The organism is Methanosarcina sp. WH1, from assembly GCF_000970005.1.
Taxonomy (GTDB): domain Archaea; phylum Halobacteriota; class Methanosarcinia; order Methanosarcinales; family Methanosarcinaceae; genus Methanosarcina.
The window spans coordinates 3,742,786-3,758,944 of record NZ_CP009504.1; the positions used below are offsets into that span (position 1 = coordinate 3,742,786).

General features: G+C 44.7%; 16 protein-coding genes. 8 read left to right on the forward strand and 8 right to left on the reverse strand.

What is annotated here, in order from left to right; translation table 11 throughout:
* Positions 1–123: 123 nt before the first annotated feature.
* Positions 124–381, reverse strand: a complete 258-nt coding sequence (locus tag MSWH1_RS16515) for a hypothetical protein (protein WP_048129991.1) — start codon at positions 379–381, stop codon at positions 124–126.
* Positions 378–1,301: a hypothetical protein gene (locus MSWH1_RS16520; protein WP_048129992.1), complete on the reverse strand. Its 924-nt coding sequence runs from the start codon at positions 1,299–1,301 to the stop codon at positions 378–380. The genes MSWH1_RS16515 and MSWH1_RS16520 overlap by 4 nt, the downstream gene beginning before the upstream one ends.
* A 193-nt stretch (positions 1,302–1,494) precedes the next feature.
* Between MSWH1_RS16520 and MSWH1_RS16525 the strand changes: the two genes are divergently transcribed.
* Together MSWH1_RS16525 and MSWH1_RS16530 are read left to right on the forward strand one after the other, a co-directional pair.
* Positions 1,495–1,953, forward strand: a complete 459-nt coding sequence (locus MSWH1_RS16525; protein ID WP_048129993.1) for a universal stress protein — start codon at positions 1,495–1,497, stop codon at positions 1,951–1,953.
* Positions 1,954–2,008: 55 nt separating this feature from the next.
* A complete protein-coding gene (locus tag MSWH1_RS16530) occupies positions 2,009–2,524 on the forward strand; it encodes a ferritin (protein WP_048129994.1) in 516 nt (171 codons plus the stop codon).
* Positions 2,525–2,774: 250 nt separating this feature from the next.
* Here MSWH1_RS16530 and MSWH1_RS16535 read toward each other — a convergent pair whose 3' ends face one another.
* The 5 genes from MSWH1_RS16535 to MSWH1_RS20410 form a co-directional block, all read right to left on the reverse strand.
* Positions 2,775–3,755, reverse strand: coding sequence for a radical SAM protein (locus tag MSWH1_RS16535; protein WP_048129995.1), 981 nt, complete (start codon positions 3,753–3,755; stop codon positions 2,775–2,777).
* Between the two features lie 78 nt (positions 3,756–3,833).
* Entirely contained in the window at positions 3,834–4,244 is a 411-nt protein-coding gene (locus MSWH1_RS18630) for a DUF5320 domain-containing protein (RefSeq protein ID WP_048129996.1), read from the reverse strand.
* A 241-nt stretch (positions 4,245–4,485) separates the two neighbouring features.
* Complete coding sequence (locus MSWH1_RS16545; RefSeq protein WP_048129997.1) at positions 4,486–4,902, reverse strand: DUF5320 domain-containing protein; 417 nt, start codon at positions 4,900–4,902, stop codon at positions 4,486–4,488.
* Positions 4,903–5,028: 126 nt separating this feature from the next.
* Entirely contained in the window at positions 5,029–5,502 is a 474-nt protein-coding gene (locus tag MSWH1_RS16550) for a DUF134 domain-containing protein (protein ID WP_231591841.1), read from the reverse strand.
* A 211-nt stretch (positions 5,503–5,713) separates the two neighbouring features.
* Positions 5,714–5,911: a hypothetical protein gene (locus MSWH1_RS20410; RefSeq protein WP_231585510.1), complete on the reverse strand. Its 198-nt coding sequence runs from the start codon at positions 5,909–5,911 to the stop codon at positions 5,714–5,716.
* A 321-nt stretch (positions 5,912–6,232) separates the two neighbouring features.
* On the opposite strand from MSWH1_RS20410, the gene MSWH1_RS16560 reads away from it, so the two are divergent.
* The 5 genes from MSWH1_RS16560 to pylD all read left to right on the forward strand — a co-directional run bounded on the left by MSWH1_RS16560 (position 6,233) and on the right by pylD (position 12,116).
* Positions 6,233–6,949: a hypothetical protein gene (locus MSWH1_RS16560; protein WP_048130000.1), complete on the forward strand. Its 717-nt coding sequence runs from the start codon at positions 6,233–6,235 to the stop codon at positions 6,947–6,949.
* A 579-nt stretch (positions 6,950–7,528) separates the two neighbouring features.
* Entirely contained in the window at positions 7,529–8,962 is a 1,434-nt protein-coding gene (gene pylS, locus MSWH1_RS16565) for a pyrrolysine--tRNA(Pyl) ligase (protein ID WP_048130001.1), read from the forward strand.
* A gap of 170 nt (positions 8,963–9,132) precedes the next feature.
* Positions 9,133–10,185: a methylornithine synthase PylB gene (pylB, locus tag MSWH1_RS16570; protein ID WP_048130002.1), complete on the forward strand. Its 1,053-nt coding sequence runs from the start codon at positions 9,133–9,135 to the stop codon at positions 10,183–10,185.
* 1 nt (position 10,186) lies between these two features.
* Positions 10,187–11,278, forward strand: coding sequence for a 3-methylornithine--L-lysine ligase PylC (pylC, locus tag MSWH1_RS16575; protein ID WP_197073984.1), 1,092 nt, complete (start codon positions 10,187–10,189; stop codon positions 11,276–11,278).
* 58 nt (positions 11,279–11,336) lie between these two features.
* A complete protein-coding gene (gene pylD, locus MSWH1_RS16580) occupies positions 11,337–12,116 on the forward strand; it encodes a 3-methylornithyl-N6-L-lysine dehydrogenase PylD (RefSeq protein WP_048130004.1) in 780 nt (259 codons plus the stop codon).
* 341 nt (positions 12,117–12,457) lie between these two features.
* On the opposite strand, the gene MSWH1_RS16585 is transcribed toward pylD, so the two are convergent.
* A complete protein-coding gene (locus MSWH1_RS16585) occupies positions 12,458–14,083 on the reverse strand; it encodes a methylamine methyltransferase corrinoid protein reductive activase (protein ID WP_048130005.1) in 1,626 nt (541 codons plus the stop codon).
* A 647-nt stretch (positions 14,084–14,730) separates the two neighbouring features.
* On the opposite strand from MSWH1_RS16585, the gene mtbA reads away from it, so the two are divergent.
* Complete coding sequence (gene mtbA, locus MSWH1_RS16595) at positions 14,731–15,750, forward strand: methylcobamide:CoM methyltransferase MtbA (RefSeq protein WP_048130007.1); 1,020 nt, start codon at positions 14,731–14,733, stop codon at positions 15,748–15,750.
* The last annotated feature ends 409 nt before the right edge of the window (positions 15,751–16,159 follow it).

Consider the following 16,159-nt stretch of genomic DNA (forward strand, 5'->3'; position numbering starts at 1 on the left):
AATTTCCTATTATACATTTCTCTTCAGTTTATACATTTCTCTTCAGTTTATACATTTCTCTTCAGTTTATATTTCAGGACTGTTTTCAGATTTTCAGGTAAATCTCAGCTTTTTAGGCACACCTCAGCGCTTTACTATATACAGCCTGATGATGTAAAGGCTTACGAACAGGACAATGAAATTATACACAGCCTTGAAAATAGGGATATACTGATACTCGAACCAGATATCGATTACTCGTGTTAAGGAGAAATAGAGCTGAAAAGTTGCCACAAGCAGGAGCAACATGGCAATCACAAAAACTCCTTTCTTGAAGTTATCCCCAAGGTCTGACCCCTTTGCCCCTTTTGTCTCTGAATTGAGCTCTTCTGTTTCACTCATCCAAACCGCCTCCTTAAAATTGCTGCCGAACAGAGCAGGACTGCTGACAGGAACAGGCTGAATCCTGGAGTTGCTTCTTCTCCTGCATAGTCCTCTTCAGGAACCATTCGAGGTTCATCCGCATTTTCAAATTCACTGGTCTGAATCTTCCTGGTTTCCGTGGAAGTCTTATCTTTAATCTTAATTGTCGGGTTGAGCTGGATATAATCTTCTCCGCGCCTGACAATAGTATCATTGTTCCAGATCAGCACTTCGACAACATAGTTGTATTGGTCCGGCATGGTAAGGTTGACACTCCGGATAACTGTTGTTTCGGGCTTTATTTCTCCTGTCCGGACCCAGACCTTATCTGCAAGGAGCCCTGCGTCAATTTCCCGGACCTTGACAAGCATACGGAGGTCCTGACTGGTTTTTTTGCCCTCGTTTGTCAGATATAGATCACTTTCAATGAAGACTTTTTTGTCTTCTACCTTCCTGACCCGGAAATCCATTTCGGAAATTTCAAGCCCTATATCCTGCACGTCAGCAGGCAGAAAATCCAGGTTGTAGACATTGATTTCTCCGATGTCCTTCTGAGTATCTTCTTCGAAGAGAACCGAACGTATATTATATCCTCCGGTCTTAGGCAGGCTCAAGCTCTGGCTTACTGCTTTTGTTTCCCCTTTTTTTAGCTTCCCGAGCTGTACTTCCTCCTGTACTTCAAGCAGCCCGCTATCTCTGTTGTAAACTTTCAGAAGAAGAGAGGTGTTTTTCTCCATATCCCCCTGGTATTTTTCTACGTATGTCGTGATATTGAGGTCTACAAAAGAAGTCCCTGCACGATCTGCCGAGATGTCCATATCCCTGATATTGTAGTAGTTTTCCTCTTCAAAATTCCGGATGCAGCCACTTCCTGAAGCGAAAAGGAGAAGAATAGACATCAAAATTAACATTTGGGTTAATTTTATTCCCTGTTTTCCCAAGGCACATCCTCCTCTTCATAAATAGTATTAATGAGTATATAATTTTTGTTTTTATGGATACTTTTTCCTTTCCCCGGAAATAATGGGATGAAAATTATTAATATGGACACAATTATATTCAAATGGGGGATAAAAATCAGGGGGCTGAATAATGGAGAGCAAACTCTATAGAAAAATACAGATTGCAACCGATGGCTCTGAAAGTGCCAGAAAAGCTACAGATGCCTCAATTGAGCTCGCTCGCCTGAGCGGAGCAAAAATTTATGCTGTCTACGTGATCGACAGATCAATTTATTCTTCGGTTCCTGAAGATCTGAAGTGGGAAGAGGCAATGTATTCCCGGTTCAGAGAGTTTGGAGAAGAAGCCGTATCTTATGTGAAAAAAACTGCAAAAAACGCAGGTACAGGCTTGCAGGTAGAACCCACCCTTCTCGAAGGGCATCCTGCAGAAGAAATTGTCAATTTTGCAGAGAAGAACGGAATGGACCTGATTATTGTTGGCTCACTTGGAAAAAGTGGAATAGAACGCTTCCTGATAGGCAGCGTATCTGAAAAGGTAGTCAGGAGCGCAAAAGTCCCGGTACTTGTTGTACGCGAGAAGGGACAGTAAAATAGGTATTTTGCGGAAAAAATTAGATCGGATTCAACAAAGTGAGGGGAAAATAATGCTGAACGAAAAAATGGAAAAAGCACTGAATGAACAGATTAACAGGGAACTGTACTCTTCTTACCTTTACCTTTCAATGGGGGCATACAGCTCGTCCATAGGATTGTCCGGGTTTACCCACTGGTTTAAGGTACAGGTCAAGGAAGAAACCATCCATGGGATGAAGATCTTTGATTACATCAACAGGCAGGGAGGAAAGGTCAGGTTAAAGGAAATCAAAGAGCCGCCTGTGGAGTTCGGCACACCGATAGAGATGTTCAGAAAGACCCTGCAGCACGAACAGTTCATTACCCGCTCAATTAACGACCTGGTGGACCTTGCCCGTTCAGAAAAAGATGAAACTACGGCTTCCTTCCTTCAGTGGTATGTCGAAGAGCAGGTAGAAGAGGAAGAAAACGACAAAGAGATTATTGATAAATTGAAAATTGCCGGGGAAAACAAAGAGGCTCTGTCTGCACTTGATGCTGAACTGGCAAAGAGGCTCCCTCCTAAGGATGAGGAAGAAAGTATCTGAAAGCAAAAACAGGAGTAAAAAAGCAGGAGAAAAACTTAAGAAAATCTGAAAGATATCAAAGGTTAACATAAAATAGTCAGAGACATTCCTCATCCTCAGAGAACCTTGACAACGGTTTCGATTCCGATGGCTGCGATATATTTTCCCGCAGCCAATTGCATTTTTCTTTTATCCATACTTCCATATTCCACTTTACCCGTAACTTATTTTACTGGAACTTATTTTGCCCCGTAACTTATTTTACTGGAACTTATTTTGCCCTATAATACTCCCCGGTTTCCGACTCTATTTTCTCTATTTTGCCTTCACCAAGCAACTTTTCGAGGACAGGAGAAAGGCGTCCAGGACCCATGCTCAGACCCTGCCATGTCTGTTCGAAGGTACAGGGTCTTCTAAGAAGAAGTGCATAAACTTCCTCCTCCAAGTCTCGGTGTAAAACCTTTCCCCTCTTATTTTTCCCCTTTAAAACCAGCCTTACTTTTTCGTCTCCAAACTCTGAAACAAAGCGCTGAGTAATTTCCTTCAACCTCTCCTCAGAGACTGGCTTCACCCATTTTTCTGCAGGAGGACGGCTGACTGTCAGAACCTCGATCTCATCAGGGCATATATACCTGATTGTTTGTACCAGTTTTTCGACCTCTTCATCAGTACTATTCAAAGGCTCACCTGTTTCGCTTTCGAGAAACATGACCTCAAGTGCCAGCCTTTTTCCGGCCCCGGCTTTCGCAAGTTCCCGCAGACCTTCGATTATTTCCTGCAGGGCTATGCCGGGAGCAGGTCTGTGTATCCTTCTCCAGGTATTTTCATTTCCGGAAACCAGGGTTGCAACAACCAGATCCGCCTGAGCCAGGTTCTTCCGAACATCCTCTCTTCCCACAAGAGAAGAATTCGTTATTATACAGACAGGAACCCCACTTATTTTCTTGATAACCTGGACCATCTCCCCCAGAGAGAGGTTCAGAGAAGGTTCACATGTTCCGGAAAATGTGATATAGTCCAGGTTTTCGATATCTTTATTGAACTTCTGGAAGCTCTCAGAGACTTCTTCCGGAGTCACTGCTTCCTTCACATCTTCAGGACTTTTGAGTTTTGACTCAACATGCCCTAGCTGACAGTAGATACAGTCGTAGTTGCAGTTCTTTTTAGATCCTGCATTCTTTATTACATCTACTCCTAGAGATCTTCCAAGCCTTCTTGAAAGAAGTGGTCCGTAAACGATTCTTGAATTCATTTTTTAACTCTTCCTTTTTGAACAATAAGAGAAGAAAAAAGTGAAAAATCCACCAGATTCTGTCCTTATAATCATTCTTCACTGCTTCCCTGGCAGAAGAGCCTTAAATTTCCAAGAAAGGGATTTAAGTTCCTGTTTAAGGAGATTTATCCGGTTTTCAAGTAAATCGGCTTCATACACGGCCTGTGACTGAGAAGGGGCGGCGTAATAGTATTCAGGATATGTATCCAGAACAGCAGACTCCCTGGCATTCACGACCTCGGGGGCACTCCTGCACCTGTAACCCCTGCCCTTACCGGCACACCCCATCCCACGGCCACTTCCAGATCCGGATTTGCGTCCTCCAGATTTCTGTCCTCCAAATCTCCTTCCTGCCCCTGAGGGAACTCCTTTTGTGTAACCAGGAGAATCATTACCCGTACAATAACCCAGGTTCCTTCCTGTCTTTGACCCATTGCCCGTTGGCCCGGTCCTATTTCCATTTGGCATTTGCTTTCAACTCCTTTATATTGAGAGCGCTGGAAAAGTCAGAAGTTTACACCTAAATTCACACAGTGCCTAAAAATCCAATCAAAAGATATGGATCATGAGACCTTTTGGAATCTATTGTCAGTATTTAAATGTGCCAAAATTTTGGCAATTATCGACTTTTCCGACGTTCTCTATTACATTCTCGTTCTTCTACAACATTCTCATTCTTCTACAACATTCTCGTCCTTCTACAACATTCTCATTCTTCTACACTGCTTTCCTGCAGCTTGAGTGTTTTAAGTTTCCCATCAAGGGTTTCAAGTTCCTGTTTCAGGAGCTTTATTCGGTTTTCAAGGGAATCAGCTTCAGATCCGATCTGTGACTGAGAAGGTGCAGGGTAGTAATATCCGGGGTAGTAATATCCAGGGTATTCACCCCGGGCAACAAATCCTCCGCCTCTTCCAAAACCAGGGGTTTTCCTGCACCTGAAACCCCTACAGGCTCCGCGGCCTGCACCTCGACCCATACCGCGCCCGGCTCCACCGCCAGCGCCCCGGAATGCGCCCGCCGGACCTCCGGTCATATAACCCGGGCTGTCACTGCCCGAGCAGTAACCCATGGTCCGTCCTGTCTTTGATCCCTGGCCCATCGGACCTGTTCTATCTCCATATGGCATTGTTTCCAACTTCCTTCATTGTATGTTTTAATTTAACATGAATTGTTTTATTCAGTTGTGGAATGGAGTAGCAAAGGAGCACTGATTGTACCTCCCTCCCACTTTTTTTTTCGAGCGCCCTTTAACTCATTTCCTGACCATAGGGCTTCCACATTTCTCACACTTCACCTGGCTGCAGGAGACTCCCGGAGTATGGGGAGTTTCATGCCCGCAGGCAGTACATACACAGTTTCCATCAGGTCCGCCGAACCGTCCGCCCTGGCCTCTGCCCTGTCCGCGGCTTCTTCCGCCACCAACCGGACCCTGGCCTGAAGGACCTGTTCCGTCTCCTCTTGGCATCCTGTAATCTCCTCCTTCAATTCTTATTGCTTTTCCATAAACAAGCGCTTCAGTTACTTTTTCAAGTGCTTTTTTCAGAGCCCTCTGAAAGGTAGACTGGTGGACCTCCATACGGACCGCAGCCTCGCCCTGGGAAAGGTTTTCCAGAAAGCTGAGCCTCATGGCCTCGAGTTCGTCGATTGTCAGCAGGATTTCTTCAGAAATTTCGCCTTCAGAACTCAAAGGCCTGAACTGCCTTGCCGAATGTTCGAAATCCACCATCCTTCTTTTTCTAGGACGCATAATTATGCATAATAATGCAAAACATAAATAGTTTTGCATTCGTACAGGCTCTTGCCCTAAAATAACATTCCAAAAATCGAATCGAAAAAAAACTTGCAAGAGTCGAAAAAGAAACTTGCAAGTATAGTATCAGCTCACACTTCATGGGAGTTTTCAAACCCATATAATCTGGGATCATCCGGGTTAACAGTCACTTCCTGACCATTGGGGTCCCACACTTTTCACATTTAATTTCAATACAGGGAACTCCTGTCTTGTGGGGTACTTCGTATCCGCATTCAGGGCATATGCATGTCCCTTCCGGACCACCAGTTCCTCCTCTGCTTCTGCATTGTCCTCTGCCTTCCCGGCTTTTACCCACCGGACCACTACCATTTCCGCCTGGCATCCTGTAATCCCCTCCTTCAAATATGAGATAAATTTCCCAGAAAACTGAACCTTATGGCTTCAAATTCGTCAACTGTAAGGACTATTTCCACAAATGAACCCTCTTCTAAATATTCAGGTTTGAAATGCCTCAAATGATGTTTAAAATTCACTATTTTTCATTTCCTTGGACGTACTATGGACGTACTATTATGCATTATTATGCAAAATGTCCTACATATAATTTACCCTAAATACTTTCTCCCAAAAAAATAGGTCAGGTACAGGATAAAAAAATCGTGAGGTCAGGTATTAATATATGAAGCCTGAAAAGCACCGTTAAATGTTAAGCAACCTGGAATTCGATATCGTGAAAAAAGGCTTCGAATGGCTCTCCACCCAGCAGATTCAATCCGTAAAAGAACTTGCAAGTACAGTATCGGCTCATGCTTTATGGGAACTCCCGAACCCCTATATTACCCGTCTAATCCGTAAAAAAGAAGGTGAATGCTGGAACTCCTCAATTAGAGATACGGCAAGAGCCTGTTCAGCCCTTTCGACTGAAGGAATTATATTCAAGGCACCGGAGAGGTGGCTGTTCTCCATGAAAAAAGAAGGCTCATGGAACGAAGACGTTTATGATACTGCCTATAGTCTTGGGGCTCTTGCTGATATGGAAGTTTCTGACAGGGAAGGATGTAACTGGTTATATGAAAACTACGGTCCTGCCTGGGAACAGGTTGGTACTACTTCCCTTATAATCACAGCCCTCAAAAAACAGGAAAACCTGACAGGAAACAGGGATTTTGAGGTTTTTATCCGGGAAAGGGCTGAGTGGGTCCTTTCAAAAAAAGGACAGGACGGAGGATGGGAGCATATTTCCACAAGCAACCTGGCAATCCAGGCTCTTCTCCTTGCAGGATTCAAAAAAGAAGTGGGAGATTCTATAGACTGGCTCCTTGGAAAAGTCCGTGAAAGCGGAGCCTGGGGAAACAAAGTAGACGACATAAATGCAACTGCTCTGGCTCTGAGCACACTCGGGATATATGAACTATCCTGAACGGGAAAAATTAAATTCATTTCTTTAGCCAATTTCTTTTTTATTCGGAGATTTTTCTCCGTCCCTTTCATCCGGATTTTTATATAGGACTTATTTTCTTCTCCGTATTTTATCAGGACCTGCCTATAAGATGCGATTTTCCCAAAAATATAAATAAGAACTCGAATCTGGCCAGGTATTCACCAATAAACATATATATTAAAGAATATTATTTTATTCATTAATTAAGATCGCTATAGAAAAAAAACAACAAATAAAATTTTAATCTATTTTGTCTAGGAGGAAACCTGATCATGTAGATCGAATGGACTCTAAATCCGTTCAGCCGGGTTAGATTCCCGGGGTTTCCGCCACGTTTCTGAATCCCGGAATGGCACTTGCATAACATTCCACTGAAATTTTTATAGAATCAGGAAACTCTTTCCAGAGTCTATAAACTATTCTATTGCCTGGGATTATCGATCTCTTTTCCGGGGTAGCTGTCAGCAATTGCTGGCTCCACGCTTATGTTCTGTAAGCCGGGGTTCTGAATACTGTTCTTGGAAATTATCCGGGTTTTAGTTCACCGAGGGTAACACTATGGATAAAAAACCACTAAACACTCTGATATCTGCTACAGGGCTCTGGATGTCCAGGACCGGAAAGCTTCACAAAATCAGGCATCATGAGGTATCAAAAAGAAAAATCTACATCGAAATGGAATGTGGAGAACGGCTTGTTGTGAACAATTCCCGGAGCTGCAGGACAGCACGGGCCCTGAGGCACCATAAGTACAGGAAGATCTGCAAACACTGCAGGGTTTCAGATGAGGACCTAAACAAGTTCCTCACAAGAACAAACGAAGACAAAAGCAACGCGAAAGTCACGGTAGTTTCTGCTCCAAAAATAAGAAAAGTAATGCCAAAATCAGTTGCAAGAACCCCAAAACCACTTGAAAATACGGCACCGGTACAGACTCTGCCTTCTGAGTCTCAACCTGCACCCACTACACCAATTTCTGCATCAACAACAGCACCTGCATCAACTTCTACAACAGCACCTGCGCCAGCTTCTACAACAGCACCTGCACCAGCTTCTACAACAGCACCAGCTTCTGCATCAACAACAATCTCCACTTCGGCAATGCCTGCATCTACATCAGCACAGGGAACAACAAAATCAACTACATCTCCGGCGGCTTCCCAGACCATCCCTGTTCAGGCGAGTGCTCCTGCACTTACAAAGAGCCAGATTGACAGGCTTCAAGGTCTGTTAAGCCCGAAGGATGAGATTTCCCTGGATTCCGGAACGCCCTTCAGGAAACTTGAGTCCGAACTGCTGTCCAGGAGAAGAAAGGACCTGAAGCAGATCTATGCCGAAGAAAGGGAACATTACCTGGGAAAACTCGAACGCGAGATTACGAAATTTTTTGTTGATCGGGGTTTTCTGGAGATAAAGTCCCCGATTCTGATCCCTATGGAGTATATTGAAAGGATGGGCATTGATAACGATAAGGAACTCTCAAAGCAGATCTTCAGGGTTGATAATAACTTCTGCTTAAGGCCCATGCTTGCTCCGAATCTCTACAACTACCTGCGCAAGCTTAATAGAGCCCTGCCTGACCCGATAAAAATCTTCGAGATCGGGCCCTGTTACAGGAAAGAGTCTGACGGCAAAGAACACCTGGAAGAGTTTACCATGCTGAATTTCTGCCAGATGGGGTCAGGCTGCACGCGCGAAAACCTTGAAGCCATAATTAAAGATTTCCTGGACTACCTGGGGATCGACTTCGAAATTGTAGGAGACTCCTGTATGGTCTACGGGGATACCCTTGATGTCATGCACGGAGACCTGGAACTTTCCTCAGCAGTTGTCGGGCCCGTGCCCATGGACCGGGACTGGGGAATAAACAAGCCCTGGATAGGGGCAGGTTTCGGGCTCGAACGCCTGTTGAAGGTTATGCACAATTTCAAGAATATTAAAAGAGCTTCAAGATCCGAATCATACTACAACGGGATTTCCACCAACCTGTGACCTGTGATTCCATAAACGCAGATAAAGACCCGAAAAATGTCGGGGAAGATATTAGAGAAGCAAATGAGACTCAAAACGGAAACAGATCTTAAAATGGCAAACTGGTCTGAAAGGACCTGAAATTAAAAAGATCTGAAAGAATGTCTGCAAACCTATAAGAGGGTGAAATTTTGATCCAAAAAATGGCAACCAACGAACTTGACAGTTTCGGGGAAAAAATCATTGACGGCTTTAACTTATCTGACGACGATCTGAGGGCTCTGCTCTCCCTTGAATCCGATGAAGAGCTGGAAAAGCTGTACTATGTAGCCCGAAAGGTCAGAAACTATTATTTCGGCAACAGGGTGTTTCTTAACTGCTTTATCTATTTCTCCACTTACTGTAAGAATCAGTGCGCTTTTTGTTATTATAACTGTAAAAACGAGATCAAACGCTACCGCCTGACCAAAGAAGAAATCAAAGAGACCTGCAAAACCTTAAAAGGAGCAGGTTTTCACATGATTGACCTGACCATGGGAGAAGACCCGTATTACTATGATGAGCCTGACCGCTTCGTGGAACTTGTCAGAATAGTGAAGGATGAACTTGGGCTTCCCATTATGATTTCTCCGGGAGTGATAGATAATTCCACCCTTCTCAAAGCCAGGGAAAAAGGAGCAAATTTCTTCGCCCTGTACCAGGAAACCTATGACCTGGAACTTTATAAAAAACTTCGGGTAGGACAGTCCTTCGAAGGGAGGTATAACGCCCGCCATTTTGCAAAGGAACAGGGGTACTGTGTAGAAGATGGGATTCTCACAGGAGTTGGAAACGACATTGAATCGACAATTAAGTCCTTGCGGGGAATGAAAGCAAACGACCCCGATATGGTCAGAGTTATGACATTCCTGCCCCAGGAAGGAACTCCGCTTGAAAGTTTCAAAGAGAGCTCAAACCTTTCGGAACTAAAAATAATTGCAATTCTCAGGCTCATGTTCCCGAAATGTCTGGTCCCGGCTTCCCTTGACCTGGAAGGTATCGACGGCATGGTGCACCGCTTAAATGCGGGTGCAAACATTGTTACCTCCATCCTTCCCTCGGATTCAAAGTTAGAAGGTGTTGCCAACTATGACCGCGGCCTTGAAGAAAGGGACAGGGATATAAGAAGTGTAATCAAAAGACTTGAAAGTATGGGTATGGAACCTGCCCGACAGGCGGAATTTGAGGCTGTCCTGGGGTGCTAGCTTGAGAACCATATGCCTTATAGGCGGGAAACTCCAGGGCTTTGAAGCTGCTTATCTGTCTAAGAAAGCCGGAATGAAAGTGGTTGTTATAGATAAAAATCCACAGGCCCTTATAAGAAATTACGCTGATGAGTTTCACTGTTTTAACGTAATAAACGAACCGGAAAAACTTCTAGAGATCTCAAAAAATGCTGACGCCATATTGCCGGTAAATGAAAACCTTGAATGTATAGAGTTCCTGAGTTCCATAAAAGAGAATTTCTCCTGCCCGGTACTCTTTGATTTTGAGGCTTACTGGATCAGCAGGGATAAGAAAAAATCAAAAGAATACTTTGCGTCCATAGGAGTCCCGACCCCACAGGACAAACCATCTGAACCCCCTTATTTTGTAAAACCCCCCTGTGAAAGCAGCAGTGTAGAAGCCAGGATAATTTATGACAAAGAGGAACTTGGAGAGCTTAAACCGGGCATGCTGATAGAAGAGTATGTAGAAGGAGACGTGATTTCTCTTGAAGTTATAGGAGACGGGACCCATTTTGCAGTGGTAAAGGAAACCCTTGTACATATTGACAAAACCTATGACTGTCATATGGTAACTCCTCTTCCTCCGGACCCTTCTTTCAGGGAGATATCCTATTCCCTTGCAGCAAACCTGCCCTTAAAAGGGATTATGGATGTGGAAGCAATCTCCGGCCCCCAGGGATTAAAAGTAATCGAAATCGATGCCCGCTTCCCGAGCCAGACTCCAACTGCGGCTTATTATTCTTCAGGAATTAACCTCATTGAACTCTTATTCTGCGCCTTCACAGAGGGAGTTGAAGAGACCAAAACCCTTCCTGAAGACAGATACTGCATTTACGAACACCTCATGCTTGCAGAAAGTGGAGCCCTTCTCCCTGTGGGAGAACAGATACTTTCCATGGGGAATGATTACGGAAAATATTATGAAGAGCCTGGCATTGAGATATTCCTGTGCAAAGGAGAAGACCCTGTATTCACCCTGATCTTCTGGGGCAAAGATAGGGAAGAAGCCGAAACAAAAAAGAGAACAGGACTTTCGATTCTGAGAGATCGCTTCGGAGCGGTCGTGTAAAACGGCAAGGATTTGCTCAAAATAAGAATATATTTAAAACAGAGTAAGGAGATAAAAAATGGCACTTTTAACCCCAGAAGACCTGGAAAACATTAACAGACAGCTTCATGAAGCTGATTCTGCTGTCCGGAGAGTTACAGGGCTTGATATAAAAGGAGTCTGCAAAGACTTCTACGGCACAACCCCATGCTGTGAAAAAATAGGCATTGTACCTGTGACCTCGGGAAACGGGATCATAGGAAACTTCTCGGAATCCCTGCATGCAATTACAGAATATTTCGGATTTGACAGTTTTGTTACGGATATTCCTGACGTGAGCGGGTACTACGAGGCAGTAAGGAACGGAGCGCAAATTATCCTTATGGCGGACGACAATACCTTCCTTGCCCATAACCTCAAAAACGGAAAAATAGCCAACAACCAGCCCTGTACAGGCATAATTTATGCGGAAATAGCCTCCAGATACCTGAAAGCCGATTCAAAGGATGTGCTTGCTGTTGGCCTGGGAAAGGTGGGCTTTCCGGGAGTAGCGCACTTCGTACATAAAGGCTTCAGGGTCTACGGATATGATGCTGACAGCACAATCCTCGAGAAAACCGCATCCAGCCTCGGGATTACTCCTTTCGACCCCAACAACCCCAGAAAATTCTCCATTATTTTCGAGGCTACCCCCTGTGCGGACACGGTCCCCGAATCCGTGATTTCAGAAAACTGCGTAATTTCCACCCCCGGAATCCCCTGTGCTATTTCCAACGAGCTTCAAAAGAAGTACGGAGTTGAACTTGTAATGGAACCTCTCGGGATAGGGACGGCATCAATGCTGTATTCGATTCTCTAAGCGCCCCCTGCAACACCTGGATTGCGTCTCCCGAATTGCGAGTCGGGAGCCCGCGGTCCTTTTCGCTGCGCTCAAGAGGAAGAAATTATTACGCAGGGGAAGGGTCAGTAAAGGAAAAGAGTGGGAAAATAGTTCCCACGAATTTTATTTTGCGCCGGTGATGCGGAGTTTGGTGATGTCGATGGCCTCTTCAGGGCAGATGCTCACACACCCGAATTCCGCTTCGGGAGCACGGGGTCCGTTTCGCTACGCTCAAGCGGACGAAATTATTACACAGGAATTATTACGCAGGTAAAGAGTCAGTAAAGGAAAAGAGAGTGGGAAAATAGACCCCACGAATCTTATTTTGCGCCGGTGATGCGGAGTTTGGTGATGTCGATGGCCTCTTCAGGGCAGATGCTCACACAACGGCGGCAGCTTGTGCCGAGGCATTTCTGGCTGTCGTATTTTGCGATCATTTTGCCATCGGTTTCGACGATTTCGAGGGCGTCTTCAGGGCATTCTTCTACGCATTTCAGGCAGTAGATGCACTTATCCACAGGGACTTCGAGGATTATGCCTATTTCTTTGAGGATGGCAAGCCCGCCAACTCCGACATGTTCTATATCCTTGCTGACTCGCTTTTCGATAATGGCGTGTTCCAGGGTTTTCGGGAGTTTGGGCAACCCGTAGAGTTCAAGCATCTGGTCGTACATTTCAAGCGGCATTCCCATGGTCCAGTAGGAGAGTTCGCAGAGATAGAAGTTATTGAAGGTCTCGCTGGTCGCCATCATGAGGTGATCGGCAGTAATTCTTTTTGCAATCTCGATAACATCCTCCAGCCTGGACCTGTTCAGAACAAGTTCCCGTGCAAGAGCAAGAGAGGTGTTTCCGAACTGGACAATTTTTTTGGCATAACCCGGGGTGGCCCCGAGCCTGCGGGAAGCTTCAGCGTCTACATAGGCTCCGGAAGCCCCTGACATGTATGCATACTCAAGGTCTTCATACTTTATTCCGGACTCCACAATGAGAGTCATGTGAGCTGCACGGATCGCCCCTATGGCCTTTCCGGCTTCTTCCACATCTTTTTCAGTGATTTCAATTCCAGGGCCAAGAATCAGCTTCCCATTGGGAAGTTTCGGAGATTTAGTTATCAGCCCGCTTCTCATGGCCAGGGAAAAAGCCGAGATTACCCCGGTACCTGTGATGCCCACGGTTTCCCCACCATAGGACTCCTTAATCTCGCCTGTGACCGGATGGATAAGGTAGGCATCCTGCTTTTCCATCTCCTTATCAAGGACTATAATTTTCCAGTATTCGCCCTCGGGTTTCACGTCACAGATAGCCCCGGGGCTTGCAAGCATGCCGGAACTTATGCCCTGCCCTTCAATCGCAGGGCCTGCGGCAGCACTTGCCGTGATAATCCTGTCCCCAACCTTCAGGGCCATTTCGGCGTTTGTCCCGTAATCGGTAACAAGTGCAGGTTCGGTCTGGCTAAGGAAATCAGTTTCCAGCATCATGGCAAGGGCGTCTGCTCCGATCTCATGCCTGATTGCGGGGGGCACGATAACTTCACAGTTAGGCAGGTCCGTATCCCCGAAAAGCTCTGAGGCTGGAAACACACGGGCATCTCTTTTTACATCCTGGACTCCGAGCATTTTCTGCTTGTTTTCCCCTGCGTATGCCAGATCCCTGATTTCTATGTTCTGGAAAAGGGAAAGCTGGATAGGGTTTCCGCAGACTGCAAGTCTTTCTACTTTAGAAAGGTCTGCATCGAATTTCAGGAACATTCTCCTGATAGTTTCGATAATTACTCCATGAGCCACATCCTCACCTGTTGTGATTGCAAAATCCAGGTGATCCATGACATTTCCTCCGGGGAGAGGATGACCCATGGTTATGACTGTTTTTAAAGTTTCATTCGTTTCAAGATCAATAAACTGGGCTCTAAAACCGCTGGTACCCAGATCAAGTGCTATTCCGTACATTTTATAGATCCTCCGGGAGTATGCATTATCAGGGGTCTCCTGGCACCATGGATAGCCCCATAAAAGAATGGAATATGATGAGTAGCTTGTTCTAATCCAGTACAGGAAAGGGAATATAATATTTTGATAACTTATTCAATATATAAGTTAATATATAAGTTATTCCTGTCCCACCCAAATTGCGCTTCGGGATCTCAGGAAATCGGAGATTTTCTGGAAGTTGCACTGAAAGTGCAACAGTACGCGGTCCTTTTCGCTTCGCTCAAGAAAACTAATTTGGGAGTTATAGCAGTAGTTTTTCTCGAGAGGACTTAAAAAGACACTGGTACAGCTTTTCCGCGTATTTCCGGTTTTCTGTGATTCATCTCTTCACCTGATATTGGTGAAGGGATTTTAAACCTGACTATACTTTAAAGAAGTTAACCTTAATTAAATCCATGGATCTCTTTATAATAGATTAAAGTTTCCCCATAAACAGGCATATAAAACAAATTTAGTTGTTTTGAGAGAATTTCCAACTAGTATAAACGGTTTAATTGATAAATTTTTATAATATAGAATTTAATTAATGAATAATAATACATATTTATATATAGTAGATTTTTTGATAATTAACGCTGTCTATATAACATAGAGAGGGATTATAGATGACAGAATACACACCAAAAGAAAGATTATACCGTGCATTAAGGAAACAGCCAGTGGACAGAATGCCCGCAGTCTGTTTCACCCAGACAGCAACTGTTGAACAGATGGAAGCCTGCGGAGCCTTCTGGCCCGAAGCCCATGCCGACGCAACAAAAATGGCAACCCTTGCAGAAGCAGGACACACAGTAATAGGCTTTGAAGCTGTGAGAGTCCCCTTTGACATCACAGCCGAAGCAGAACTTTTTGGCTGCGGGATAAAGGCTGGCGACCTGAAGCAGCAGCCGTCTGTGATCAAGCACGTTGTCAAGAACCTGGAAGACCTGGACAAGCTCAGGGACTACAAACTGAATGAAGGCAGAATTGGACAGGTACTCGAAGCCGTCAAGATTCTTTCCGAAAAACACGGAAAAGAACTCCCAATTATCGGTTCTATGATCGGCCCCTTCTCCCTTGCCCAGCACCTCAATGGGGACGCCTGGTTCGGAAACCTTTTCACCGGCGAAGACGTCGTCCCTGCACTCCTTGACTTCTGCTCGGACTTCAATATAGCATACGCAAAAGCAATGGCTGAAAATGGAATGGATACCCTTGCAATCATCGACCCCACAGCAAGCTACGAACTCATCGGCGGGGAATTCTACGAAAAGTACGCTCTCCCCTACCAGAAAAAGATCGTTGATGCAATGAAGGAACTCGACATAGCTACAGTCCTCCACATCTGCGGAAACACCACCAAAGGTCTTTCGATCATGGAAAAGACCGGGGTTGAAGGGATCAGTGTTGACCAGAGAGTTGACATCGCAACCGCAAAAGGTAATGTGGAAAACACACTCATCATCGGAAACCTCGACCCGGTAGCCGTACTCTGGAATGGAACCCCCGAAGACGTCGCAGCAGCATCAAAGAAGGTACTTGATGCCGGAGTTGGACTACTCGCACCGGGATGTGGGATTGTAAGCATGACCCCTACTGCCTGTCTCCAGAAAATGGTTGAATGTGCTAAAAACCACAGGTATTAAACGGAGTGCAGACAAAATTACCAGACTGAAAAACAACAAAATAACAATAGAAAACTAAAGTACCGGTATTCAAACCGGTTTCTCTTTTTAAGATTCTCACTGAAAGTTCAGCCTGAAAAACAACTTTTTCTGATTATGCCGATTCTGCTGGACCCCGATTTTTCAAACAACGGGTGTGTTTTGCGAAAGGTAAATCTAATATTTAAAATTTTCTATTATAAGAGAAAATATAATAAATATACTTTGAAGCCGAAGAGGTCATATATTAAGTGTAAGTCAGAAAAAGTACTATAACTTATATTTATAATTTTGGATTAATTGCCATAAGAGGGGGCCATCAGTAGAAAAAAGTGAGAAATGATCTGAATTTCAGGAGGCGGAGCCTAAAAAAAGTCGCGCATAAAATTTT

What these genes read in the sequence shown, in the direction of transcription:
- MSWH1_RS16530 (WP_048129994.1), top strand. Translation starts at nt 2,009, where the DNA reads ATGCTGAACGAAAAAATGGAAAAAGCACTGAATGAACAGATTAACAGG.
- MSWH1_RS16515 (WP_048129991.1), bottom strand. Translation starts at nt 381, where the DNA reads ATGAGTGAAACAGAAGAGCTCAATTCAGAGACAAAAGGGGCAAAGGGG.
- MSWH1_RS16585 (WP_048130005.1), bottom strand. Translation starts at nt 14,083, where the DNA reads ATGTACGGAATAGCACTTGATCTGGGTACCAGCGGTTTTAGAGCCCAG.
- pylS (WP_048130001.1), top strand. Translation starts at nt 7,529, where the DNA reads ATGGATAAAAAACCACTAAACACTCTGATATCTGCTACAGGGCTCTGG.
- MSWH1_RS16545 (WP_048129997.1), bottom strand. Translation starts at nt 4,902, where the DNA reads ATGCCATATGGAGATAGAACAGGTCCGATGGGCCAGGGATCAAAGACA.
- MSWH1_RS16535 (WP_048129995.1), bottom strand. Translation starts at nt 3,755, where the DNA reads ATGAATTCAAGAATCGTTTACGGACCACTTCTTTCAAGAAGGCTTGGA.
- MSWH1_RS16525 (WP_048129993.1), top strand. Translation starts at nt 1,495, where the DNA reads ATGGAGAGCAAACTCTATAGAAAAATACAGATTGCAACCGATGGCTCT.
- pylD (WP_048130004.1), top strand. Translation starts at nt 11,337, where the DNA reads ATGGCACTTTTAACCCCAGAAGACCTGGAAAACATTAACAGACAGCTT.
- MSWH1_RS20410 (WP_231585510.1), bottom strand. Translation starts at nt 5,911, where the DNA reads ATGCCAGGCGGAAATGGTAGTGGTCCGGTGGGTAAAAGCCGGGAAGGC.
- MSWH1_RS18630 (WP_048129996.1), bottom strand. Translation starts at nt 4,244, where the DNA reads ATGCCAAATGGAAATAGGACCGGGCCAACGGGCAATGGGTCAAAGACA.
- MSWH1_RS16560 (WP_048130000.1), top strand. Translation starts at nt 6,233, where the DNA reads ATGTTAAGCAACCTGGAATTCGATATCGTGAAAAAAGGCTTCGAATGG.
- MSWH1_RS16550 (WP_231591841.1), bottom strand. Translation starts at nt 5,502, where the DNA reads ATGGTGGATTTCGAACATTCGGCAAGGCAGTTCAGGCCTTTGAGTTCT.
- mtbA (WP_048130007.1), top strand. Translation starts at nt 14,731, where the DNA reads ATGACAGAATACACACCAAAAGAAAGATTATACCGTGCATTAAGGAAA.
- MSWH1_RS16520 (WP_048129992.1), bottom strand. Translation starts at nt 1,301, where the DNA reads ATGTCTATTCTTCTCCTTTTCGCTTCAGGAAGTGGCTGCATCCGGAAT.